Source organism: Pedobacter kyungheensis (assembly GCF_000812965.1).
Taxonomy (GTDB): domain Bacteria; phylum Bacteroidota; class Bacteroidia; order Sphingobacteriales; family Sphingobacteriaceae; genus Pedobacter; species Pedobacter kyungheensis.
In genome coordinates, this window is sequence record NZ_JSYN01000034.1 from 16,905 (window position 1) to 39,536 (window position 22,632).

Here is a 22,632-nt window from a genome sequence, read left to right on the forward strand (position 1 = left end):
ATGGAAGCCATTAATCATAAATACCTCAGGGTTTTAGTAACCGGAGCTTCAGGTTTTATCGGGCGTAAACTTTGCCTTAGCCTTGCCGAAACGGGTCATGATGTAGTAGCCCTTTGCCGCGATACCGAACATCCTTTTCTCATCAGGCACCGCAACATCCATTTTGTAAAAGGCGATATTTTAGATGTTAAAAGTTTAGCAAAAGCGATGAAAGGTTGCGCTCAGGTTTACCATACCGCTGCCATGGCCAAAATGTGGTGTAAAAACGAAACCGATTTTTACGATGTAAATGTAACCGGTACTGCCAACGTTTTAAGTTGTGCATTAAAATCGGGGGTCGACCGCGTAGTGCATACCTCAACTTGTGGGGTTTGGGGTCCAACGCTTAATCTTCCGGTTTCTGAAAACGATCCGCGGGCGGTAGGTTTTCCCATTAGCTACGAGCGTACCAAATACCTGGCAGAGCTCCAAGTAAAAGCCTTTGTACAAAAAGGGCTTGATGTGGTTATTGTAAATCCTTCGCGCGTTTATGGCGATGGGCCAATAACCGACAGCAATACTGTGAGTAAAATGGTTAGTGGTTATATGGGCGGCACCTGGCATTTTATTCCAGGCGATGGAAAAGCCATTGCCAATTATGCCTTTGTAGACGATGTGGTTGAAGGGCATATTGCAGCTATGCAACATGGCCGAAATGGCGAAAGATATATTTTGGGAGGCGAAGATGTTTCCTTTAATGGTTTCTTTAATACGCTGAAACAAATTACCGGGAAAAAACGCAGTCTGTATAAAATCCCGGTAAGTATCATTAAAGCTTACAGCATGCTCGAGTTTTTAAAAAACAGGTTGTTTAAGCTGACGCCATTTTTCCTCCCCGAATTTGCCGACCGTTTAAAGTGTAATCAACAATATTGCAGCAATAAGGCCATTGCGGAGTTGAACTATCGTATTACACCTTTTGCGGTTGGTTTAGGAAAAACAGTTAACCATTTTCAACGTAATTAAAGATAAATGAAAAGAATGCATACAGCTAATTTGGAATTTAAATCCGTGTTTATCTGTGCAATCTGTGGCAAAAAAAAAATATGGTCGATACAATCGACGTGCTTGTGCGTCCTCGTTACAAACGAGGACGATAAGAAATATTAATTTGTGGCTAAAATAGAAGGAAGAGAACGATAAGAAATTAGTAAAATAAAAATGAAACAACTAACAGCTTTAATTACAGGTGCAAGTGAAGGTTTAGGGAAATCTTTTGCCATTGAGTGGGCGCAACGTGGTCTAAATTTGGTGCTGGTTGCCTTGCCAAACAGTGGGTTAGATTATCTGGCCAATTACCTCAGGGTTAATTTTAACGCTAAGGTTTTCTGTATCGAAATAGACCTGACCGAAAATACTTCAGCCAATCAAATATTTGAGCAACTGAAGGTGATGGAGATAGAAATTAATGTTCTGATTAACAATGCAGGTTTGGGGAACTGGTCGTGGTTTGAAGATAAGAACACCGATTTTTACCGCACCCAAATTGAGCTGAATATAACTAACACGGTGTTGCTTACCCGCTTATTTTTAAACCACATTGATAAGGCTAAAACCAGCTATATTTTAAATGTAGGGAGTTTGGGCGGCCATTTTATTGTGCCTAAAAAGCAGGTTTATGGGGCAACCAAGTCGTTTATTGGCTATTTTACGCGCTGCCTGCAGCTCGAACTCAGTGGTACCAATGTGCACATCAGTTTGCTTAGTCCCGGAGGCATTAATACCAAGCCCGAACTGCTGGTAATGAACCATACATTGAAGGGTTTTGCCAAAGCCACCATTTTGGAGGCCGATTATGTAGCCAAAACAGCAATTGATGGGATGTTTAAAGGTAAAAAGGAAATTATCCCTGGTTTTGCCAACCGTTTTCTGGTACTGCTGGATAAAATAATCCCCACCTTTTTAAAAGAAATTATAATAAGGCGTAAATTGAGAACGATTTTAACAGCATAAGATGTGAAATATTAACCACAGATAAAAAGGATGAATACAGATGAAGGCCTATCTTTTAAGATTGACTTATCCCACTTATTATCTGTGTTAAAAGAAACGAAAAACATTAATAACAGGCTTGGAAAGTAACGATACGCATCTTATTGGATTAATCAAAAGCGGCAACAAGCAGGCTTTCGACGAAGCATTTTTAATGCATTTTAAAAGCCTGCACGCCTATGCTTTTACCATGGTTAAAGATCGCGATGATGCCGAAGAGATTGTACAGAATGTTTTTGTGCGCATCTGGACCCGTCGTGAACAGCTTAAAACTGATGGCTTTTTAAAATCGTTCCTTTACCGGGCTGTACACAATGAAAGCTTAAATTATCTGAAACATCAAAAAGTAAGATCGAATTTCAATGTACATTATGCCGATGCCGTGAAAAACGAGATGGGAAACTTAAATACAGAAATTACAGTAACTGAATTGGAGAAAAATATCCATTCAGCAATTAATGATCTGCCAGAAAAATGCCGTCATGTATTTCAGCTGAGCAGGTTCGAGCAGATGAAATATCAGGAAATTGCTGCTGCCCTTAATATTTCGGTTAAAACGGTCGAAAATCAGATGGGTAAAGCGCTAAAGATTTTAAGGCATCAGGTAATCGATTTTCTGATCCTCATTTTCATTCTTTTAAAATAAACGTATGGATAAAAATTTTACACCTATAAATGAAGATTTGCTTGCAAAATACCTGCTTGGCGAGGCCACTGTGCCCGAAAGTGAGCAGGTAGAGTTATGGGCAAAATCTTCTCCCGAAAACCTTAAACAATTAACCGATTTCAGAACCATACTGGAAAAAAGCAAACTGCAGCATGATTCAGGGATTGATGCGCAGGATGCTTTAGCCAGATTAAACCTGCGGTTGGAAAAAGAAACTAAAGCCAAAATGTGGGCTTACAAAAACGTGCTGCGCTGGGTAGCAGTTATCGCAATTGTTTTTGCGGCAGGCTTGTTTGCTTATCAAAATCTGGTGGCTAACAAACTGACGGTAACCAGCAATGCAATGGCATTAACCCAGCAATTGCCCGATGGTTCTACAGTGATTCTGAATAAGCAATCTTCTTTGTCGTTTGTAGGTGGCTTTTTTAATAAAACCCGACAGGTAAAACTTAAGGGTGAGGCTTTTTTTAAAGTGAGTGCCAACAAAGCGAAACCCTTTATCATTGATGTTAATCAGGTGCAGATAACAGTTGTGGGTACAGCATTTAATGTAAAAAGCAATAACAACGAAACGGTGGTGATTGTAGAAAGCGGCATTGTTAAAGTGAATAACCGGCAAGATAGTGTGCGCTTAACTGCTGGCGAGAAAGTAGTAGTTACCCAAAATCAAACCAAATTATTTAAAGGCGAAAACCAGGGTAAACTTTACAACTACTATTACTCTGGCGAGTTGGTTTGTGATGGAACTCCGCTCAGTGAACTGGTTCCGGTGCTTAACGAAAAATTTAAAGCCAATATTGTTATTGCGAATCCGGCTATTCAAACTTTACCGATTAGCACCACCTTTAAAAATGAAAAGTTAAACGAAATTTTGGAGGTGGTGGCTCAAACCCTAAAAATTAAAGTCGAATATGGTCAGGGAATTATTAAACTGAAATAAACCATGCGGATAGTCAGACTGATTTGTTTTTTGTTGCTGTGGTTTAATTTTTCTGCTCGGGCGCAGTCGCTTTTAGCCAGGAATATTTCGCTTAACATCGAAAAGCAACAACTGGGTAAGGTACTAAGTATGATTGAAACGCAGGGGGCATTCCGCTTCTCTTACAACAGCAATATATTGCCAACCGATAGTCTGGTTAGCATTCATGATAATAATTTAAATATTGCTGAGGCGCTCGATAAAATCTTAAATCACCGTTTCGAATACCGCCAGGCTGGTAATTTCATTATCATCAGGTACGCGCCCATGGAGTTGGTGTTGCTCGTTAACGAATCGGTAGGTAATACCGATTTGTATACCATTACTGGCCAAATTGTTGATAAACAATTGCACAAACCCATAGCCGATGCCAGTATTTATGAAAAGAACTTACTGGTTTCCGAAATTTCGGATGGCAATGGGTATTTTTCCATGCGTTTAAAAAATATTAGCCAGCCCATTTCTTTAACCGTTAGTAAAGAGAACTATAAATCAACCGTTACCCATTTTCTGGCAGAGGTTAATGTAGTTCATACCAAAGGTCAGGTTAGTGAGCGTTTTATTAGTGGTAATTTGGATGAAGTAGAAAAAACCTGGTTAGGGAATGCATTGGTTACTACCGGGCAAAAAATCCAGTCGATTAATATTGGTGGCTTTATTGCTAAAGCACCTTTTCAGTTTGCCTTGCTTCCGGGCTTAAACTCTCATGGTTCCTTAAGCGGGCAAGTGGTTAATAAGTTTTCTTTTAATGCCATTGGTGCCTATAGCGCTGGTGTAGATGGTGGCGAAATTGGTTTAATTTTCAATATTGATAAGAGCGATGTACAGTACTTTCAGTTTGCCGGTGCTTTTAACCTGGTTGGTGGTAATGTTCACGGCACTCAAATAGCAGGTTTCTTCAACCAGGTAATTGGTGGAGTGAAGGCCGCACAGGTTGCACTCGGTTATAATTATGTAGGTAAAAGTTTTGAAGGCTTTCAGGTTGGTGGCATTTACAACCACATTGGCAATGATTTTAATGGTATGCAGGTATCATTAGGTTTGAATACTATTGGCAGAAGACTGAATGGTTTTCAGGTTGGGGCATTTAACCTGGTTGCTGAAAAACAAGAGGGAATTCAGATTGGGGTTGCCGCAAATCTGGTTAGAGATAAGTCCAGAGGGATGCAAATTGCAGGTATAGCCAATTTAAATCAGCAATCAGAAGGGGTGAGTATTGCCGTATTGGGTAATTACACCGCAAGTACATCCAGAGGCTTGCAAACCGGAGTAATTAATTATGCCGGGAAACTTAAAGGAGCCCAATTGGGTATTATTAATATTTCGAAACAGAACGATGGTTACTCCATTGGTTTAATTAATGTTGCCCTAAACGGATACCATAAATTTAGCCTGGGTACAAACGAAAGTACGCCCTACAATGTGGCTTATAAAGGAGGCAGCAAGCGTCTGTACAATGTGTTAATGTTTGGAATGAACAGTAAAGTAGGCGAGAAGGTATACACAGCAGGTTTGGGCTTTGGAAAAGAAATTGGTCTTTTCGGTAGGTTTTCCTTAAACCCCGAAATCAGCAGCCAATATGTTTATCAGGGCAGTTGGGATTACCTTAATCTCCTCAATAAATTCGAATTGCCGTTAAATATCCGCATAAATAAATGGCTGGCCATACAAGGTGGCCCTTCGGTAAATGCGTATTATACCAAACAAAATACGGCTATTGGTAATTTTGGTTTATTACAGCAAAAACATCAGGATTTTTCTTTTAAAAATCCACGCCTTACCGGCTGGATTGGCTGGGATGTGGGGCTGGTAATTTTGTAAAACATAGCTTTGGGTTTAAACCCAAAGCTATGTTAATGCCAATTAATGATCAAATTCACTCGCGTTCTTTGCGCTTTCTTCATCAGAAATCAGTTTCCTGACTTTCTTTTTATCCAGCCACAATACCAAAGCAGGTAATAAGGTGAGGTTAAAAATCAGCGCTACTAAAAGTGTTATTGACAGGAGTAGTCCCAATACTACTGTTCCGCCGAAAGTTGAAGCAGTGAAGATCCCAAACCCAAAGAATAAGATTAGGGCAATATGCGTCATACTTACACCGGTTTCGGTAATCGTATCGGTAATTACTTTAGGTACACTGAAATTGGTCAGGTTAAGCTCTTGCTGGTACCGGGTAAGGAAATAAATGGTTTGATCGGAGGCCAGACCAAAGGCAATGGTAAAAATTAAAATGGTTGAAGGTTTTAACGAAATACCAAAATAGCCCATAATACCAGCGGTAATAATCAAGGGCACAATGTTGGGCAACAACGAAATAAACATAATACCCAGACTCTTAAACTGAGCCAGCCTTAATAACGAAATTAACACGATGGCAAGAGCAATACTTTCTACCAGGTGTTTTAGCATGTAATCGGTGCCTTTAGAAAAAATGATGCTTGAGCCGGTTAGTTCTACATCAAATTTGGCCGGAGGTAAAATGCTGTCGATCCTAGGCTTCAGTTCGGCCATAATGGCGTCGAGGCGTTTCGAACCCACATCAGCCATCTGAAAGCTGATTCTGGTGCTTTGGTTGCCTTTACTGATAAAATTGGTTAATAAACTGGCATTTCCTTTTCCTCCATTGGCAATGTAGGCCAGAATAAAGTTCTTCTCGAGGTTGTCAGGCAAACGGAAAAAGGTAGAATCGTTATTGTAAAAAGCCTGTGTAGCGTATTTTAAGCCCATGTTTACCGAAATAGAACGCGAAAATTCCGGATAGGCTGAAATCATTTTCTCCAGTTTTTCTATTCTTTTCAGGTTGGTTAGGTTGAAAACGCCATTCTTTTTCTTCGTGTCCACGCTTACTTCAAGCGGTAAAATCCCCTCAAAGTTTTTCTCAAAGAATTTTAAATCGGTTAAAATTTCCGAGTTTTTGGGTAAATCGTCAACCACGTAGCCATTAACATTGATTTTCATTACCCCAATAAATGCGATGATCGAAATCACAATGGTACCTATATAAATTAAGCCGCTTTTTTGCTGTACCAGCCTGTCTGTTTTAACCAGTAATTTGTGCAGAAAACCTTCTTCAACATGGGTTTGCGCTTTCAGTTTAGGTGCCGGCAGGTAGCTGAAAATGATTGGAATTAAACACAGACACATTAACCAGGTAACCATTACATTGATCGAAGCCACACTGCCAAACTGCATCAATAGCTCGCTACCGGTAAAATACAATACGCCGAAACCAATGGCTGCGGTAATATTAGCGATTAACGTGGTAATGGCAATCCGCTCAATAGTTACGCTTAATGCCAGTTGTTTGTCGCCATGTTTTCTCAGCTCGTTCTGGTATTTGTTTAACAATAAAATACTATTCGGAATACCAATAATTACAATAAGTGGTGGGATAAGCCCTGTTAAAATGGTCAGTTCAAAACCGAATAGCACCAGGGTACCAATACTCCAGATTACACCCATTACCACTACCAGGATCGGGAAGAAAACAGCGTAGAATTTCTTGAAGAAAAACAGTAAAATCAGTGCCGAAACTAAGATCGATAATCCTAAAAATAACACGAACTCATTGCTAACCAGCTTACTCACTGCAGTACGGATGTAAGGTAAGCCCGAAATATGTACCTGTATTTTTGTCTTACTCTGGAAAGCTTTAGCTTTGGCCTCGATTTCTTTTAAAATCGGGTTGCGCGCTGCGGTATTTAATATTTTGGTATCGAAAGTAATGGCCATTAAAGTGGCATTCTGACGGTTGTACACCAAACCCTCGAAAAAAGGATTGTTATAGATGGTGTTTTTAATCGAGTCCATCTCACTATCCGTTTTAACCAAACCACCCGGTATCGGTTTTAAAACAAATTTTTGGTTTACCGTATCTTTCTCCAGTTGGAAAATCCTACCTGATGATAATACCTGTTTGATGCCTTTTAGTTTCTGGATGCTGTTAGATAGTTCTACCCACTGGTTGTAAACTTCCGTCTTGAAGATATCGGGCGATTGTATACCCACAACCATCACACTGCCATCTTCGCCAAAAGTTTTTTTGAAGGCATTGTATTTAATAAATGCACTATCGGTTACGGGTAAAATTTTACTTCCTGTGTAAGAGAGTTTTACGTTTTTGGCCTGATAAGCCATGAAAATGGTTCCGAGAACGAAAAATAGAATGATTGCGATACGGTTCTGAAGAATAAATCTCGATAGCTTAACCCACATGTGCAGCTTTTTTTAATGATAATATTAACGGCAAAACTAATCTTATTTGTAAAACGTGATTACTTTTTGCACAATTAAATTTGCACAAATAACATACTTTTGAAAAAAATGTTTTAAACGCATGTTGCATAAAGTTAGAGGGATTGTTTTAAAGACCACCAATTACAGCGAAAGCAGTGTGATTGTGCAGGTACTTACCGATAAATTTGGCATGCAGTCTTACCTGATAAACGGAGTTAAAAAGCCAAAAGCTAAGATTAAGATGAACATGCTTCAATCGCTCCATTTGCTCGATATGGTGGTGTACCATAAGGCTAATACCAACATTCAGCGGGTAGCTGAAGTGCGGCAAACACCAGTGTTTAAAAGCATTCCTTACGATATGGTAAAAACCAGTATCGTTATTTTTCTTAACGAAGTATTGTATAAAAGCATCAGGCAACAATCATCTGATGAAGATCTGTTCGATTATATTTTCAGCTCGGTAGCCTGGTTTGATGAAGTGGAAGAAATCAGCCCGAATTTTCACCTGTCTTTTTTACTAAAACTGACCCGTTTTTTGGGTTTTGCGCCAAACGAAAAAAGAAGAACCGACCAGATTTACTTCGATTTGCAGGAAGGGGAGTTCTTTTCGCGGGTGCCCATTCATGCCAATTACCTGCAATTAGACGATGCTTTACAGTTTATTTCACTTTATAATACACCACTCGAAAAAAATTCTGAAATAAAATTAACCAATGCGCAGCGCAGGTTTTTGTTAGATAAGATATTGGTTTTCTATACCTTACATACGGCTTCGTTTGGTACAGTTCAGTCGCATAAAATCCTCGAAACTTTGCTGAGCTGAAAAAAAAGAAAAAAAGATTTGCAGAACAGTTTTATAGCGCTATATTTGCATTCCCAAACGGAGAGTGGGCATTAAATTGACAAAATAACAAAAGGGAAATTAGCTCAGCTGGTTCAGAGCACCTCGTTTACACCGAGGGGGTCGGGGGTTCGAACCCCTCATTTCCCACCAGACTTTTTAAGGAGTTGAAAAGTTTTTAATTACAATACTCACCAGGGAAATTAGCTCAGCTGGTTCAGAGCACCTCGTTTACACCGAGGGGGTCGGGGGTTCGAACCCCTCATTTCCCACGAAAAGCCTTTCAGGAAACTGGAGGGCTTTTTTTATGGTTAAAATTTTCCGTTTTAATTGCAATACTCATCAGGGAAATTAGCTCAGCTGGTTCAGAGCACCTCGTTTACACCGAGGGGGTCGGGGGTTCGAACCCCTCATTTCCCACCAAGCCTTTCAGGAAACTGGAAGGCTTTTTTTGTGGTTAAAATTTTCGGTTTTTAATTGTGGTATTTGTTTTACCATATAAGTCATTTAAGCTTAGATGGCCTTATGTTTCTTATATGGTTAAGTTTTACATAAATTGGCTGCAGAAAACACAGGCAATGCTCGGTAAAATTATCAGGTTCATTTTTTTTGGAAACTACTTTGTAGGGATACTTGCTGTTGCCTTAACCATCGAAGCCACTGTGCAGTTGAGGGTGCCTTTTAATTCGCTAAACTATTACCTGCTACTTTTCCTGGCGCCAACCATTTATTACACTTACGCCTATAACAAAGTATCTACAAAACCATCTACAACTAATCCGCGTAATCAGTGGTATTTTAAACATAAGCAGTTTATTAATTACAGTCAGGCAGTGCTTTTTATCAGTTGTATGTTGCTGGCGATAAACCTGCTTTACCAGAATTTTGATCATTTTCTGGCCTTGCCACTTAGTTATTGGATAGCTATATTGATTATTGTGACTGCAGGTGGTTTGTACTATGGTTTATTGCCCCGATCGTTTTTGAAGTTTAACTTGCGTAATACCGGCTGGCTAAAAGCCTTTGTTATTGGTTTTGTATGGGCCTGTTGTGCTAATGTATTGCCGCTTATTATGCTCAAAATCGAGACCGGTATAGGGTATCATGATTCTGTATTGTGGACCTGGTTATTTATCAAAAACTGGATGTTCTGTACCGTAAACGCCATCATTTTTGATATTAAGGATTACCCTACCGATGCAAACCGGCATTTAAGAACTTTTGTGGTACGTTACGGCCTGAGAAGAACCATTTTTAATATCCTCATTCCCTTATTAGTTGTGGGTTTAATTTCGCTGGGCATATTTGCCAGTTACAAAGGTTTTGCCTGGCCCCTGGTATTTTGCAATGTGTTACCCTTTATCTTTACCATTTATGTGGCGTACTCCATGCACCGCCGGAAAAATATTCTTTATTATTTAATGGTGATTGATGGGCTGATTTTGTTTAAAGCCATTTGCGGAATAATTGGGATGCAGTTTGTAGGGTAGGTGGTTAACTGTTAGAATCGGTTAACTGGTTAATTGTCTGGTATTACAATTAACCGATTTGTACAATTTAAACAATTAACCAAAATGGATAATAACTACGATAAAATAGCCAGACATTATGATACGCTAAGTCGTTTGGTGTTTTTTAAGGCGCAGGTAAATGCTCAGGTTAATCAACTGCGTTATATAAAAAAAAATAACGAAGTGCTGATAGTAGGTGGGGGAACGGGATGGATTTTAGAGGAGTTGGCCAAAGTGCATCCGGCCGGGCTAAAAATTGTTTATGTGGAAATTTCTGCTAAAATGATTGCGCTTTCGAAAGCGAGGAATTTTGGAGGCAACGAAGTGGTGTTTGTGAATGAAGGCATTGAAGACTTTACCGCCGAAACAGCATTTGATGTCGTGCTAACGCCGTTTCTGTTCGATAATTTTTCGGAAAAAAGAGCTAGTCAGGTATTTGAGCAATTAGATGGTTGTTTAAAACCTGGCGCATTGTGGTTCCTGGTCGATTTCTCGCTCGATGCAAACAAAGGAAAATGGTGGAAATTACTGCTGCTGAAATCGATGTACCGGTTTTTTAAATTATTAGGCATTGTAGAAGCCAGTAACCTGATTGATATGCATCCTTATTTTTTAAGCAAAGATTATGAGGTAGTAGAAGAACGTTTTTACTATGGTGGTTTTATTAAAGGTGCGATCTATAAAAAATGACATTTTAATAATGCATCTTTGTTGCATTTGATAGTGCCTTTGCTCATTTTTGTTCCAAAAGAAAGAAATATGGATTTTGATGTAATTATAATTGGTGGCAGTTACGCAGGTTTATCTGCTGCACTTACTTTGGCTCGCGCTACGCGTTCGGTGCTTGTAATTGATAGCGGGAAACCTTGTAACAGGCAAACACCGCACTCGCATAACTTTTTAACGCATGATGGCGATACACCCGCTGAAATTGCTGCAGAGGCTAAAGCTGAGGTTTTAAAATATCCGACCGTGAAAATGATAGCCGGCAAAGCCATTAAGGCTAGTCAAAAAACAAGTGGCTTTACTGTTGGGCTTGAAAGTGGCGAAAGTTTTTCTGCCAGAAAACTACTGATTGCTACCGGTTTAAAAGATGTATTGCCAGAAATTAAAGGTTTGGCCGAATGTTGGGCCATCTCGGTAATTCACTGCCCGTATTGCCATGGTTACGAGGTTAAAGGTGAGGCAATTGGTTTAATGATGAATGGGGATGCGGCCTTTGATATGGCTAAAAACCTTTATTTGTGGAATAAAGATTTAACCTTGCTTACCAATGGAAAATCGGAATTAACAGCTGAGCAAACTGAAAAGCTAAAAGCTAAATCAATCCGGATAATAGAAGCTGAAATTGTTGAATTTGAACATAATAGGGGGAATATTAGTGAAGTGGTTTTTGCCAATGGAGAAAAACTGGCTTTAAAGGCGGTGTATGCCAGACCAAATGTAGAACAGCATATCGATTTTGATGCGCAGCTCAATTTCGAACTAACAGATTTGAAAACAATTAAGGTTAATGAGCAGCAGCAAACTACTGCAAAAGGTGTTTATGCGGCAGGCGATTGCGCAACCATGTTCAGGTCGTTATCGTATATAACAGCAGCAGGCACTATGGCCGCTGTGGTGTTGAATAAAGAAATGATTTCAGAAGATTTTTGATTGACCATCTGAAATTTAGAATAAAATTGCGCCTATTATCGTAGCAATAAACATCACTGCAATTACAATTCTGTCGGCAGTTATCCATTGTGCTCTGGTAAGCTGTACAGGCGTTTTTTTTATGGTTTCAGTTTTGGGCCTGAAGAACCTGAAAACAGGGGTGTGTAATTTAATGAGCATGGGATTGAGTTTTATAGGTTAATAAACCTAGGGCAAAACCCAAGCCAAAAAATGTAAAAAATGTGGAATTGTGAATAACTTATGCAGTTTATGTTCAGGGATTTACAGTTTGCATAATTGTGACGGAAATGGTACTAAAATATTGCGATTAAGCTGTACTGAAAACCGAACAGCTTAATCGTGCCATGTATATGATAATGAATTTATTAGGAACGCAGCATTTGGCTATAATGTTGATGAAGATTCCTCATTTGCAGTACGTAGTTTACTGTGTTTTTTACCATACCAAAAGTAAATAGCCAAACCAATAATTAGCCAAACGGCAAGCCTTAACCAGGTTTCCCAGGGTAGAAATACCATCATGGCAATGCAGGTTAATATACCCAAAATTGGAATTAAAGGTACAAGGGGTACTTTGAAAGGACGCTTGGCGTCTGGATCGGTTTTTCTCAGAATCAATATACCCACACAAACCATTAAAAAGGCAAGTAAGGTACCAATGCTGGTCATTTCGCCAACCACATTCATGGGTACAAATGCCGCAAACAAGCCAATAAATAAACAAAGAATCAGGTTTGATTTATATGGCGTTTTAAATTTACGATGCACATCAGAGAACATTTTAGGAAGTAAGCCATCTTTACTGATAGAATAAAACATGCGCGATTGTGCCATTAAATCGATCAGGATTACTGAGGTATAGCCAATTAAAATGGCTAAAATAATGGCTTGGCTTAACCATGCATAAGGTGTTTTCTCGATAGCAATGGCCACTGGTGCGCCGCTGTTGGCAAATTCTTTATAGTTGGCCAAACCTGTCATCACGTGGCCAAACAAACCAAATAAAACTGTACAAACCACTAAAGAACCAATAATGCCGATAGGTAAATCTCGCGTAGGGTTTTTGGTTTCCTGGGCAGAAGCCGCTACTGCATCAAAACCGATGAATACAAAAAACACCAGTCCGGCACCACGTAAAATACCGCTCCAGCCAAACTGGCCAAAAGTACCAGTATTTTGAGGAATGTAAGGATGATAATTTGCCGGATCGATATATTGCCAGCCCAGAGCAATGAAAACCAATACCACACCAACTTTTAAAAATACAATAATGCCATTTACAATAGCCGAGCCTTTGGTACCGCGGATGAGAATGGCCGTCATAAGTACTACTACCAGTGCAGCAGGGATATTGATCAAACCATGTACGGTAGAGCCATCGGCAAGTTTTGCTGTTTCGAATGGCGACAGCGTAAGTTTGGCCGGGAGGTAAATATGTAAACTGGCCAGAAATTTGGTTAAATACTGCGACCAGCTAATGGCCACAGTAGCACAACCAACCGAATACTCGAGCACGAGATCCCAACCGATAATCCAGGCAAAAAGCTCGCCCATGGTGGCGTAAGAGTAGGTATAGGCACTGCCTGCAACTGGAATCATAGAGGCAAACTCGGCATAGCACAATGCGGCAAAACCACAGCCCAGTGCGGCAATTACAAAAGATAGGGTAACCGCTGGCCCCGAGTGATTGGCTGCTGCCAAACCGGTAATTGAAAATAAACCGGCGCCAAGCGTTAGGCCCACACCAATTAAAATGAGGTTAATTGGCCCCAGTGTTCTTTTAAGCGTGCCTTCGCCGCTTTCGTTTGCTTCAGCAACAATGCTGGCAATAGACTTTTTCATGAAAATAAGTTAAGCAGCTGCAAAATTATTAAAATATATTAATTCTATAGTATTTGTATAGTAAAACATCTTCCGAAGTTTAACCCGGGAGGTGCGCTGGTAACTTCGGAAGTTTAGTTTAAGCTTGGGCAGGCAACTGCGGCGCAAACTTTGAAAGTTTAGCGGAGCCTATAACCCAAGCCCAACTATCCCTGCAAATTAAACCCGATAGCGCCATATAGCTCCCGATTTTTTTCTTCAAAAAACCGGGACTATGGGCAATAGCGGGACTGCTGCAACCGAAGCATTACTGCAATTTGCTTTACTAAAAATAATGCAAATCTTTCACTTTTACAGATTTTTCTGCTCATCTCAAAATTTTTATAAAAAATTAATTAACTAATAATCAGATATTTGTGATTTTGTTTTGAATTATTTTAGTACTATGTATTGCATGGTAGTTTATAAAACATATATCTTTGTATTATGATAGCAGAAAATACGCAAACACAAATGCGGAAGGGAATTCTGGAATATTGTGTTTTATCAATCATCTCGAGAGGCGAAATTTATGCCTCTGATATCATTGCTGAATTAAGGTCGGCAAAACTGTTGGTGGTTGAGGGCACACTATATCCATTATTAACCAGGCTTAAAAACAATGGTTTGTTAAGCTACAACTGGGTAGAATCTACCTCAGGCCCGCCCCGTAAATATTACACCTTAACCGAAGTTGGCAGAGGCATTTTAGCACAATTAGATCAAACCTGGCAGGAACTGGCCTACGCGGTAGGGGTTTCGCAACAAGGAGCCAATTCATAATCATTAGTAACAAGGAAATGGAAAAGACCATCATCATAAATATAGGGAACACGATTATTCACATTGAAGAAAGTGCCTACGAACTCTTAAAGGCGTACCTGAACGAGGTAAAAGGATATTTTGCCAATCATGCCGACGATCTGGAAATTGTAACAGATATTGAAAACCGTATTGCCGAATTGCTAACCGAGCAATTGGAAGAGCAGAAAAAACAGGTTGTTGATGCGGCCAACGTAAATTCGGTTATTGCACAAATGGGCAGGGTACAGGATTTCGATACCACGGCCGAAGGAGAAGAAGAACCTGTTGCGCAAAGCGCCTACCAGTATCAGTACGCGGAGAAAAAATTATACCGCGATATGGACGACCGGGTTATTGCCGGGGTGTGTGCAGGTATTGCGCATTACGTTAATGCCGATGCGAAATGGATCAGATTGGCTGCTGTTTTAACCATTTTTGTGGGTGGCTCGGGATTATTGGTGTATGCCTTGCTTTGGATTATTATGCCAAAGGCGAAATCGCGGATTGAAAGAATGGAAATGAAAGGTGAACCTGCCAACCTGCAAGGCTTTCAAAAGAACCTCGACGAGGAGTTGCAGGCTGTTAAAGAGCGTTTAAGTGAAGTAAATAAACATGCGCAGCCTATCTTTACACGTTTCGGGATTTTTATAGGCGAGTTTTTTGAGTGGCTGGGCCGTTTTATATCGGGTACGGGAAAGGTGATTTTTAAAGTTATTGCCGGCTTTATTGTAGTTTTTGGTGCTTTTTTACTGTTAACACTGATTGTTACTACCGCTGCTTTTCAGGGTTTCTGGGATTCGAGCATTTACGAATATTTCCCCTTCTCGATTGTAAACGATGGCAACCGTAGCGCGATTTTGTTTGGAGCGTTTGTGGTATTGTTTATCCCGGTTTTAGCTTTGGTACTCTTTTCTATCAGGGTAGCATTTAACAAACAAGCCATTAATAAAACGCTTTCTTTTGCCCTGTTAATTATCTGGTTGGTTGGGGTAGCGATTACCGGATATCAGGCCGCAAAAATATCGACGGAGTTTAAACAACATGCAGAATTAACGCAAACTGTTGACCTGAAAAGTTACGGTACTTATGTAATTGATATCGATAAGAGCAAGTATTTCAGTAAAGAGGATAGCATTACCTATCACATCGACATGAACCAAAAAAATCAGATTGTGGTTGATGATTTTGAAGATGGTCCTTTTGTTACACCGAATAAAATCCGCATTAATATTGAAAAAAGCGAAACCAATGTTACCCGCTTAACACAGAAATACGAATCGCAGGGTAAAACTTTTTCAAATGCTTTGCAAAATGCGCAGAATATAAGCTATACCTATACTTTAAAAGATTCGGCTATGGTATTTAATCCACGTTTCCGCTTAAATAAAGGTACTACCTGGCGTAATCAGGAGGTAAGGTTAACGCTTGAAATACCGGTGGGAACCCGACTGATTCTAAAAGAAGATTCGTATCGCTACATTAACAATTACTGGGCCTGGAGCTGTAACGATGCCGAAAACGACCACAATGATAATAGCGTTTGGGTGATGACGGATGAGGGTTTGAAGTGCATTGCGGAACTAAAACAAGAAGCTATAAAAAAGCAGAAGCTGGAAGAAGAACTGCATGATTTAAAACTCCAGCTCAGAGATAAAACTACCGACAGCATTTATCAGGACTCTGTATTGAACAGGATTGGTGAAGTGAAAAAGGAATTGGGGATAGAGCCTGAAGAATAATTCAGTTACTTAAACGTTGGTCATCCCGATCTGATCGGGATGACCAGCCGACCTAAAAAGAAGAAACCATGAAAACATTATTTACGCTAATTGCATGCCTGCTGGCATGTGGGGCTTCTTTTGCCCAAAAATTAAATACAGTTTCGGGAAAAGTGGTTGACGAAAAGACCGTTCCTGTATCCTTTGCCGTAGTTCGTTTGCTCCAATATCCGGATACGGCCCTGATAAAAAGTGTATCAACCAGTATTGATGGCGAATTTAAAATTACCGGAATAAAAGCCGGCGAATACCAGCTATCAATCTCAATTGTAGGTTTTAAAACCAAAAAAACAGCACATTTTCTAATCAAAGATGATTTACAACTTCCTACTATCGCGATGGAAAGTGTAAGTAAACAACTTAAAGAAGTAAGCGTACAGGGGCGAAAACCCTTTGTTGAGCACCAGATTGATAAAACAGTTTTAAATGTAGAGAACAGTCTTACCGCTACTGGTAGCACGGCTTTAGAAGTTTTAGAGAAAGCTCCCGGCGTACAGATAGACCGCAATAGCGATCAGATTAAACTGAACAATAAGAGTGGTGTAGTGGTGATGATTGATGGCAAAACCAATTTCCTTTCAGGCGCAGATATTACCACTTTGCTGAGCAACATGAGCAGCGACCAGATTAGTACGATAGAACTGATTACCAATCCTTCGGCCAAATATGATGCTGCCGGTAATGCAGGGATCATTAACATTAAGCTTAAAAGAAATAGGGCTTATGGTACCAACGGCACAGTTTCTTTTAACACCGGTCAGGGGATTATGCCCGATTCGCCCAGCGATTTATTCCGTGCCGGTGTTAACCTGAACTTAAACCACAGGCAGGGCAAATGGAATATTTTTGGAAATGGGGCCGTAGCACGGAAAGCCCAGTTTAACAATACTTTTTTAACCAGAACAACCACATCTAACGGCCTGGCAAGTGTCTTAACGCAGAATTTCGACCGTAAAAATAATGGTGTTGGTTTTCAGGGGAAAATAGGTGCCGATTATTACGCTTCGGAAAAAACGGTGTTTGGAATAATGCTGGATGCAAACACGGTAAATACGAAGCTGACCAATTTTAGCAATACCGATATTAATGCCGTGCAAAACGGAGCTTCGAGTATGAGCTATATTTTACAGGATGCCAATTCGAGTTCGCCGGTGGGCAATTTAACGGCCAACTTTAACCTGAAGCACGATTTTGATAAAAAGGGTAAGAGCTTAACTTTCGATATCGATTTTTCAGGATTCAGCAATAAAAAGGACGAAAACTTTCTGGCTAATTATTTAAATGCCAGCGGTAACCCGACCAACCAAACCAGCTTGCGCAATAATACCGATGCTGATATAAAGGTGTATGCCGCGAAAACGGATTTTACCTTACCGGTTTCTAAAACTATCAAAATAGAAACAGGCTTAAAAAGCAGTTATGTGGTTACCAACAACGATTTTCTTTCTGAGCAGTTAATTGGTGGAGTATGGCAGAACGACATTGGCAAATCGAACAATTTTGTGTACAAGGAAAACATCATTGCGGTTTATGGTAGCTTCTCTAAAGAGTGGAAAGTATGGCAGGTTCAGTTGGGTTTGCGTGCAGAGCATACCCACTCAAATGGTACCTCGGTTACCGATAACAAATCGGTAGAGCGCAATTACCTTTCGCTATTTCCAACTGTATTTGTAAACCAAAAAATTAGCGAGAACAACAACATCAGGTATTCTTATGGGCGCAGGGTAGACCGTCCAAATTACCAGCAGCTAAATCCTTTTGTTTTTTACATGGATCCACTGGCGGTTGATCAAGGCAACCCTTACCTGAAACCCCAGTTTACCAACAACTACCAGGTTAGCTATAACTACAAGGAAATATCGTTTTCTTTAAGCTATTCAGATACCCGCGATATGATTACGCAAATCAGTCAGCAGGATGATGCTACCCGCGTAATCAGTGTAATTCGCCAAAACCTGGGGCGTTCGCAAAACTACTCGGCCGATTTATATGTGCCTGTTAGGATAGCCAAATGGTGGAATATCCAGAACAACATTAGTGTTTACTACGGTAAATTTAACGATGGCAATATTGAAGGTGCTGCTTATAGCGCGGGTAAAGCTTCGGTAAATTTATATACTTCAAATGCTTTTACCTTGCCGCAGAATTTCAGCATCGAAATTAGTGCCTGGCTAAACTCGCCAAGGGTAAACGGGGTAGAGCAAACCACCATTTACCAGGGTGCACTGAATGCCGGGATCCAGAAAACATTGCTGGATAAGAAACTTAAATTACGTTTAAACATGGACGACATCCTGCTTACCAACCATTGGGAAGGAAAGTTGGTTTACCAGAACATTAACATGAAAGTAGTGAACCGGTATACCAGCCGGAGGGCAAATTTCAGCATCAGCTATAATTTCGGAAACCAGAATGTAAAATCGGCCCGGTCGAGAAATACGGCAACGGATGATATTAAAGGCAGGGCAGGAGGCTAGGTTTTAGTTTGGAGCCTGGAGTAGATAGTTTGGAGGCGGAATTCCGCTTAAGCGGAATCCGTGCCCCTTTGAAGGGGGCAGGGGGATGACAAAGCAGTTCTTACAATTAACCAATTTCAACAATTAACCGATTAACCAATAATAATAAACCATGAAACATAAACTATATCTCACCGCAATCTTATTCACCGCCTTAACCTTCGGGTGCCGTAACAGCGGTGGCCGCTTATCCCTCAGTACTACGGATAGCGATACCAACTTTAAGTTTGAAGCGAAATACGCCGAAAGTAAAACGGCTAAACTGGAGAAATACCTGGATAGTGTGCTGGATAATGAACTTCCGCTGGATCAGCATATTGATTTATTTGTAAACCTGAATGGCAGCGATAAATTTAACCTCAAAGCCCAAAAGGGTTGGTTGACCATCGATTTCGATAAAAGAAACAGTTCTTTAGCAGGCTATATGAAAGTGAAAAAATTAACTGAGGGGATTAAGGAGAAGCTGACGGAGTAATTAGTCGGCAGTCTTTAGTCTTTAGTCCGAAGTCCGGAGTCGGAGGACGGAAGTCTGGAAGCAAAGCACTGCATAATCGTCATTGCGAACTGAAGGGGCGGGGGAAGCGCGGGAGTGAAGCAATCTTTTTAGTCGGAAGTCTTTAGTCCGAAGTCCGGTGTCGGAGGTCTGGGTGCTTAGGCATAATGCAGCAGCGGTGATCAAAATATTTATCTCTACATATTTCTTTTTGCCCGCAGATTTAGATGATTTACGCAGAATAAATCAGTCGGCAGTCTTTAGTCGGTAGTCGGAGGACGGAAGTCTGGAAGCAAAGCACTGCATAATCGTCATTGCGAACTGAAGGGGCGGGGGAAGCGTGGGAGTGAAGCAATCTTTTTAGTCGGAAGTCTTTAGTCCGAAGTCCGGTGTCGGAGGTCTGGGTGCTTAGGCATAATGCAGCAGCGGTGATCAAAATATTTATCTCTACATATTTCTTTTTGCCCGCAGATTTAGATGATTTACGCAGAATAAATCAGTCGGTAGTCTAGGGTGCTTAAGCATTACTCCCCCTTCCTTATCGTCACCCTGAATTCATTTCAGGGTCTCTCCATTAAATACGCAATCGAAACCGACAAGCCAGCTATAAAATCGCTATGCTCACCCATCCTCGTTATTCTAAAGGAATCACTTTATGACAAACGAGGATAGTACAGAAGCAAAAGTTTATTTATCGATCCCAAGCTGTTTGCGCATGTCGCGATTTAAAATATATTGTTCTTCAATTGGTACAATGTTCCGGGTACTTTTTTTGATGTTTTTGCCTTCCTCTGACCATAGGTATGGATAAAAACTAAACACTTTGTCTCCCTGTAATTTTGAAACCTCGTCTTTCCATTTTGTCCATCTTAAGCCCTTATAAAATTTCTCTAAATCGCTACTGAAACAGAATTGTAAGAAGCCTAAATAAGTAATGTCAAGCGGCTCGTATGTTAAATTGTCTGGAGAAAAATAGTATACTTTGCCCAGGTCTTTACCAAGCCCGCCTCCATTTAAAAGGTAAAAACCACCTATTGCATCATCTGCAATTAATAGAAAAGGCGATGCTTCTCCAAATTGTGCCAATGATTTTCCTTTGTTCCAATCGGGTAGTGAACGGTTTAGTTTTGGATTGCCAGAACCCAGGATTCTGATCCAACCATCATCAACCAAAATTCCACCAGTCATATAAACTACCGCACCCATTGGCGAACGTGTAGTTACCTGTATATTAAATAAAGCGTCTTTTGCTTTTGCACTATCAGCTGTTAAAACTTCGACTTTGTTTTTTGCAGATTCAATCCAATCTTTTACGATAGGCCAGCCAGAATCGGTGGTATCGATAAGTTCGTTAATTGCGCGCATTTTGTGTTGTGCCTTAGCCGCTAAGCCCGTTAGTATAAAAAAGGCAATTAGTAAGTTTTTGATCATAATTTATATTAACCTAATCCCTGTTTCTATAAATTAGGTATTTGTTTTATTCGATTTTTGTCAATATCAAAATATCGTGCAAAGCTTGTGTCAGGCATACCATCTTTATTGAATTGGAAAACTATTTTGTTCTCCAAAATAGCCAAGGTATCTGGAATAAAATCGTTATCGAAATGCTTGTCCAGGAAGATGATTTTATTGCCATTTAGCTTGTAGTTTCCTGTAAATACTTGTTCGCTTGCAATATTTGAGTTAACCATTTCAAAAGTATGGTTCTCACGTAAACTTAAACGAATTGCAGACATATCGTCCATAAGCGTTGCTGCTAACACTTTTTCGCTCTTAAATAATTCTGAATTGGCAATTTCTGTAGTAGCGATTATTGCAATAACACTAATACCAACAAATATTCCCGGTTTGTATTTTGCGGTAATGCATAAAATGAAAAATGCAATGGACGCCATGCCTAGAAAACCCATCAAAGGAATGGCAAAAAACCAAGTTTTTTCCCATATCAAATCAAAGCAGAAATAGGACACCAAAAAAAGCGGAATGAAAAGCCATACTAGAAAATGATACTTCTTTTTTATTTGCATTTTAATATAGTAAGGTGCTAAATATTTTAATTGATAGGGATGATTCGATAGGTGTAGATAAAATTTTCAATCTCGAATAGGTCAATTTTTTTCACCTTTTAATACTTGCTTCAAATAATTCTGAAAATCATCATATCCATTCTTTTCAGGGTACTCAAGATCAAGCATTTCTCCAAGGCTTGTATCGAATATTTGCCAGTTGTAAATTTTAGCGATACGTATTAATTCAAATAGTGCAGGTTCGCCATAGAGATGAAAAATTGTATTACTAACTGGTTCTTCGTGAGTGTAGTAATCTATAATGTAGTTTTCGCCTTTTATTGTTCGGTGGTTTTTGTCACAAGTAATGCTAAAAAAATGCTGCTCCAGAATTGCATTAAAATCTATGTCCACAAGTAATGCTTCGTCTACTTCTTCGACGGCATTTATTTTTTGCTTTGAATTAAATACTACTATATCCCAACTCATAATAAATTAAACTTTTTATTCGTGTAAAAACTTTTAACTAGTTTTTTATCTAAAACTCTCACCTCTAACATGCAGATCAAAATCTATAGCTAAGCCCAAATCACTCATTCTTGATATGCTTTTTTGATCGAGGTAGGGGCCGCCAATCAATCCGTTTCCGTTGTGAATATCCATAGCAACCTGAATATAACCATTTGCTTTGCTTACCAGTTCGGTAATGCCCCGTTTGTCTTGTTCCAGATAGGTTAACAGGTTACGCAGTTTATCTTCAAATTCATCAGGCTCGGTGTTGGGCATTATTTTTACTGCACTAAACCGGTAAGTTGATTTGCCATTGGGCTTTAAGTCACCTTTATTCCAGCTTGTAGAAATGGTCAGGGTAGTCATGGCTTTAAGCTCAGCGGCAGTCAGTTTTTTTGAAGTAGCCAGGAAATAAACGCAGTGATTTGCTTCGGTATCAACACTGGTAATTTCTTCCGTTCCAGGATCCAGATACACGGCAAAATAGAATCTTTCGTTTAGTACAGGTAAGTAAGCTACAATGAGCTTGTCGCTACGCTCGCGGTCAATTCTTGCTATCTGTAATTGATTGTTGTGGTAAACAGGCTGATGAATTTCCAGATACTGTTCGGTTACGCCGAATGTTTTTTCTTTAAATTCCTGTTCAATGCGTGCTGTTATCTGTTCGTCTGTCATGAATGAGCGTTGGCGCATAAAGTTAATTATTTGCACCGTAAATTC

20 protein-coding genes and 3 tRNA genes are annotated in these 22,632 nt (G+C 39.9%); 16 read left to right on the top strand and 7 right to left on the bottom strand.

All coding sequences use genetic code 11. The features are described 5' to 3' along the window. From OC25_RS23020 to OC25_RS23040, 5 genes are all read left to right on the top strand, one after another. Positions 1–1,005, top strand: a complete 1,005-nt coding sequence (locus tag OC25_RS23020) for an NAD-dependent epimerase/dehydratase family protein (protein ID WP_052266404.1) — start codon at positions 1–3, stop codon at positions 1,003–1,005. A 195-nt stretch (positions 1,006–1,200) separates the two neighbouring features. Next, on the top strand, positions 1,201–1,992 hold the full coding sequence (locus tag OC25_RS23025) for an SDR family NAD(P)-dependent oxidoreductase (protein WP_039481386.1): 792 nt from the start codon (positions 1,201–1,203) through the stop codon (positions 1,990–1,992). A 118-nt stretch (positions 1,993–2,110) separates the two neighbouring features. Next, positions 2,111–2,677 carry an RNA polymerase sigma-70 factor gene (locus OC25_RS23030; protein WP_039481389.1) on the top strand — a complete coding sequence of 189 codons (567 nt, stop codon included), beginning with the start codon at positions 2,111–2,113 and terminating at the stop codon, positions 2,675–2,677. A 4-nt stretch (positions 2,678–2,681) separates the two neighbouring features. Further along, positions 2,682–3,638 carry a FecR family protein gene (locus OC25_RS23035; protein ID WP_039481394.1) on the top strand — a complete coding sequence of 319 codons (957 nt, stop codon included), beginning with the start codon at positions 2,682–2,684 and terminating at the stop codon, positions 3,636–3,638. 3 nt (positions 3,639–3,641) lie between these two features. Continuing rightward, entirely contained in the window at positions 3,642–5,498 is a 1,857-nt protein-coding gene (locus OC25_RS23040) for an STN and carboxypeptidase regulatory-like domain-containing protein (RefSeq protein ID WP_156131563.1), read from the top strand. 42 nt (positions 5,499–5,540) lie between these two features. On the opposite strand, the gene OC25_RS23045 is transcribed toward OC25_RS23040, so the two are convergent. Continuing rightward, positions 5,541–7,892, bottom strand: a complete 2,352-nt coding sequence (locus OC25_RS23045; protein WP_039481400.1) for an efflux RND transporter permease subunit — start codon at positions 7,890–7,892, stop codon at positions 5,541–5,543. 121 nt (positions 7,893–8,013) lie between these two features. On the opposite strand from OC25_RS23045, the gene recO reads away from it, so the two are divergent. From recO to OC25_RS23080, 7 genes are all read left to right on the top strand, one after another. Further along, positions 8,014–8,739, top strand: coding sequence for a DNA repair protein RecO (gene recO / locus OC25_RS23050; protein WP_039481404.1), 726 nt, complete (start codon positions 8,014–8,016; stop codon positions 8,737–8,739). Positions 8,740–8,832: 93 nt separating this feature from the next. Next, a tRNA-Val gene (locus tag OC25_RS23055) sits at positions 8,833–8,910 on the top strand. Positions 8,911–8,954: 44 nt separating this feature from the next. Beyond that, positions 8,955–9,029 (top strand) — tRNA-Val (locus tag OC25_RS23060). Between the two features lie 73 nt (positions 9,030–9,102). Next, positions 9,103–9,180, top strand: a tRNA-Val gene (locus OC25_RS23065). A gap of 155 nt (positions 9,181–9,335) precedes the next feature. Continuing rightward, positions 9,336–10,247 (top strand): UbiA family prenyltransferase, encoded by a 912-nt coding sequence (locus tag OC25_RS23070; protein ID WP_039481462.1) that lies wholly within the window; start codon positions 9,336–9,338, stop codon positions 10,245–10,247. 84 nt (positions 10,248–10,331) lie between these two features. Next, entirely contained in the window at positions 10,332–10,958 is a 627-nt protein-coding gene (locus OC25_RS23075; protein WP_039481407.1) for a class I SAM-dependent methyltransferase, read from the top strand. Positions 10,959–11,027: 69 nt separating this feature from the next. After that, on the top strand, positions 11,028–11,924 hold the full coding sequence (locus tag OC25_RS23080) for an NAD(P)/FAD-dependent oxidoreductase (protein WP_039481411.1): 897 nt from the start codon (positions 11,028–11,030) through the stop codon (positions 11,922–11,924). 15 nt (positions 11,925–11,939) lie between these two features. Here OC25_RS23080 and OC25_RS28025 read toward each other — a convergent pair whose 3' ends face one another. Continuing rightward, positions 11,940–12,104, bottom strand: coding sequence for a hypothetical protein (locus OC25_RS28025; RefSeq protein WP_156131564.1), 165 nt, complete (start codon positions 12,102–12,104; stop codon positions 11,940–11,942). A 225-nt stretch (positions 12,105–12,329) separates the two neighbouring features. Beyond that, positions 12,330–13,787: an amino acid permease gene (locus OC25_RS23085; RefSeq protein ID WP_039481414.1), complete on the bottom strand. Its 1,458-nt coding sequence runs from the start codon at positions 13,785–13,787 to the stop codon at positions 12,330–12,332. A gap of 465 nt (positions 13,788–14,252) precedes the next feature. Between OC25_RS23085 and OC25_RS23090 the strand changes: the two genes are divergently transcribed. From OC25_RS23090 to OC25_RS23105, 4 genes are all read left to right on the top strand, one after another. Continuing rightward, positions 14,253–14,588 (top strand): PadR family transcriptional regulator, encoded by a 336-nt coding sequence (locus tag OC25_RS23090; RefSeq protein ID WP_039481417.1) that lies wholly within the window; start codon positions 14,253–14,255, stop codon positions 14,586–14,588. A 17-nt stretch (positions 14,589–14,605) separates the two neighbouring features. Then, positions 14,606–16,348 (top strand): PspC domain-containing protein, encoded by a 1,743-nt coding sequence (locus OC25_RS23095; protein ID WP_052266405.1) that lies wholly within the window; start codon positions 14,606–14,608, stop codon positions 16,346–16,348. 68 nt (positions 16,349–16,416) lie between these two features. Further along, complete coding sequence (locus tag OC25_RS23100) at positions 16,417–18,864, top strand: outer membrane beta-barrel family protein (RefSeq protein ID WP_039481419.1); 2,448 nt, start codon at positions 16,417–16,419, stop codon at positions 18,862–18,864. 151 nt (positions 18,865–19,015) lie between these two features. Continuing rightward, positions 19,016–19,378 (top strand): hypothetical protein, encoded by a 363-nt coding sequence (locus OC25_RS23105; protein ID WP_039481422.1) that lies wholly within the window; start codon positions 19,016–19,018, stop codon positions 19,376–19,378. A gap of 705 nt (positions 19,379–20,083) precedes the next feature. On the opposite strand, the gene OC25_RS23110 is transcribed toward OC25_RS23105, so the two are convergent. From OC25_RS23110 to OC25_RS23125, 4 genes are all read right to left on the bottom strand, one after another. Next, positions 20,084–20,827 (bottom strand): DUF2625 domain-containing protein, encoded by a 744-nt coding sequence (locus OC25_RS23110; protein WP_209435625.1) that lies wholly within the window; start codon positions 20,825–20,827, stop codon positions 20,084–20,086. Positions 20,828–20,853: 26 nt separating this feature from the next. Further along, the gene (locus tag OC25_RS23115; RefSeq protein ID WP_039481425.1) at positions 20,854–21,423 is read right to left on the bottom strand and encodes a hypothetical protein; all 570 of its coding nucleotides are present in this window, start codon (positions 21,421–21,423) and stop codon (positions 20,854–20,856) included. A gap of 81 nt (positions 21,424–21,504) precedes the next feature. Further along, positions 21,505–21,891: a hypothetical protein gene (locus OC25_RS23120; RefSeq protein WP_039481428.1), complete on the bottom strand. Its 387-nt coding sequence runs from the start codon at positions 21,889–21,891 to the stop codon at positions 21,505–21,507. Between the two features lie 45 nt (positions 21,892–21,936). Beyond that, positions 21,937–22,605, bottom strand: coding sequence for a DUF4279 domain-containing protein (locus OC25_RS23125; RefSeq protein WP_082018697.1), 669 nt, complete (start codon positions 22,603–22,605; stop codon positions 21,937–21,939). Positions 22,606–22,632 lie beyond the last annotated feature (27 nt).

Excerpts from the sequence above, each read along its gene's own strand:
- OC25_RS23020 (WP_052266404.1), top strand. The coding sequence starts at position 1 with ATGGAAGCCATTAATCATAAATACCTCAGGGTTTTAGTAACCGGAGCT.
- OC25_RS23025 (WP_039481386.1), top strand. The coding sequence starts at position 1,201 with ATGAAACAACTAACAGCTTTAATTACAGGTGCAAGTGAAGGTTTAGGG.
- OC25_RS23035 (WP_039481394.1), top strand. The coding sequence starts at position 2,682 with ATGGATAAAAATTTTACACCTATAAATGAAGATTTGCTTGCAAAATAC.
- OC25_RS23040 (WP_156131563.1), top strand. The coding sequence starts at position 3,642 with ATGCGGATAGTCAGACTGATTTGTTTTTTGTTGCTGTGGTTTAATTTT.
- OC25_RS23045 (WP_039481400.1), bottom strand. The coding sequence starts at position 7,892 with ATGTGGGTTAAGCTATCGAGATTTATTCTTCAGAACCGTATCGCAATC.
- recO (WP_039481404.1), top strand. The coding sequence starts at position 8,014 with ATGTTGCATAAAGTTAGAGGGATTGTTTTAAAGACCACCAATTACAGC.
- OC25_RS23070 (WP_039481462.1), top strand. The coding sequence starts at position 9,336 with ATGCTCGGTAAAATTATCAGGTTCATTTTTTTTGGAAACTACTTTGTA.
- OC25_RS23075 (WP_039481407.1), top strand. The coding sequence starts at position 10,332 with ATGGATAATAACTACGATAAAATAGCCAGACATTATGATACGCTAAGT.
- OC25_RS23080 (WP_039481411.1), top strand. The coding sequence starts at position 11,028 with ATGGATTTTGATGTAATTATAATTGGTGGCAGTTACGCAGGTTTATCT.
- OC25_RS28025 (WP_156131564.1), bottom strand. The coding sequence starts at position 12,104 with ATGCTCATTAAATTACACACCCCTGTTTTCAGGTTCTTCAGGCCCAAA.
- OC25_RS23085 (WP_039481414.1), bottom strand. The coding sequence starts at position 13,787 with ATGAAAAAGTCTATTGCCAGCATTGTTGCTGAAGCAAACGAAAGCGGC.
- OC25_RS23090 (WP_039481417.1), top strand. The coding sequence starts at position 14,253 with ATGATAGCAGAAAATACGCAAACACAAATGCGGAAGGGAATTCTGGAA.
- OC25_RS23095 (WP_052266405.1), top strand. The coding sequence starts at position 14,606 with ATGGAAAAGACCATCATCATAAATATAGGGAACACGATTATTCACATT.
- OC25_RS23100 (WP_039481419.1), top strand. The coding sequence starts at position 16,417 with ATGAAAACATTATTTACGCTAATTGCATGCCTGCTGGCATGTGGGGCT.
- OC25_RS23105 (WP_039481422.1), top strand. The coding sequence starts at position 19,016 with ATGAAACATAAACTATATCTCACCGCAATCTTATTCACCGCCTTAACC.
- OC25_RS23110 (WP_209435625.1), bottom strand. The coding sequence starts at position 20,827 with ATGATCAAAAACTTACTAATTGCCTTTTTTATACTAACGGGCTTAGCG.
- OC25_RS23115 (WP_039481425.1), bottom strand. The coding sequence starts at position 21,423 with ATGCAAATAAAAAAGAAGTATCATTTTCTAGTATGGCTTTTCATTCCG.
- OC25_RS23120 (WP_039481428.1), bottom strand. The coding sequence starts at position 21,891 with ATGAGTTGGGATATAGTAGTATTTAATTCAAAGCAAAAAATAAATGCC.
- OC25_RS23125 (WP_082018697.1), bottom strand. The coding sequence starts at position 22,605 with ATGCGCCAACGCTCATTCATGACAGACGAACAGATAACAGCACGCATT.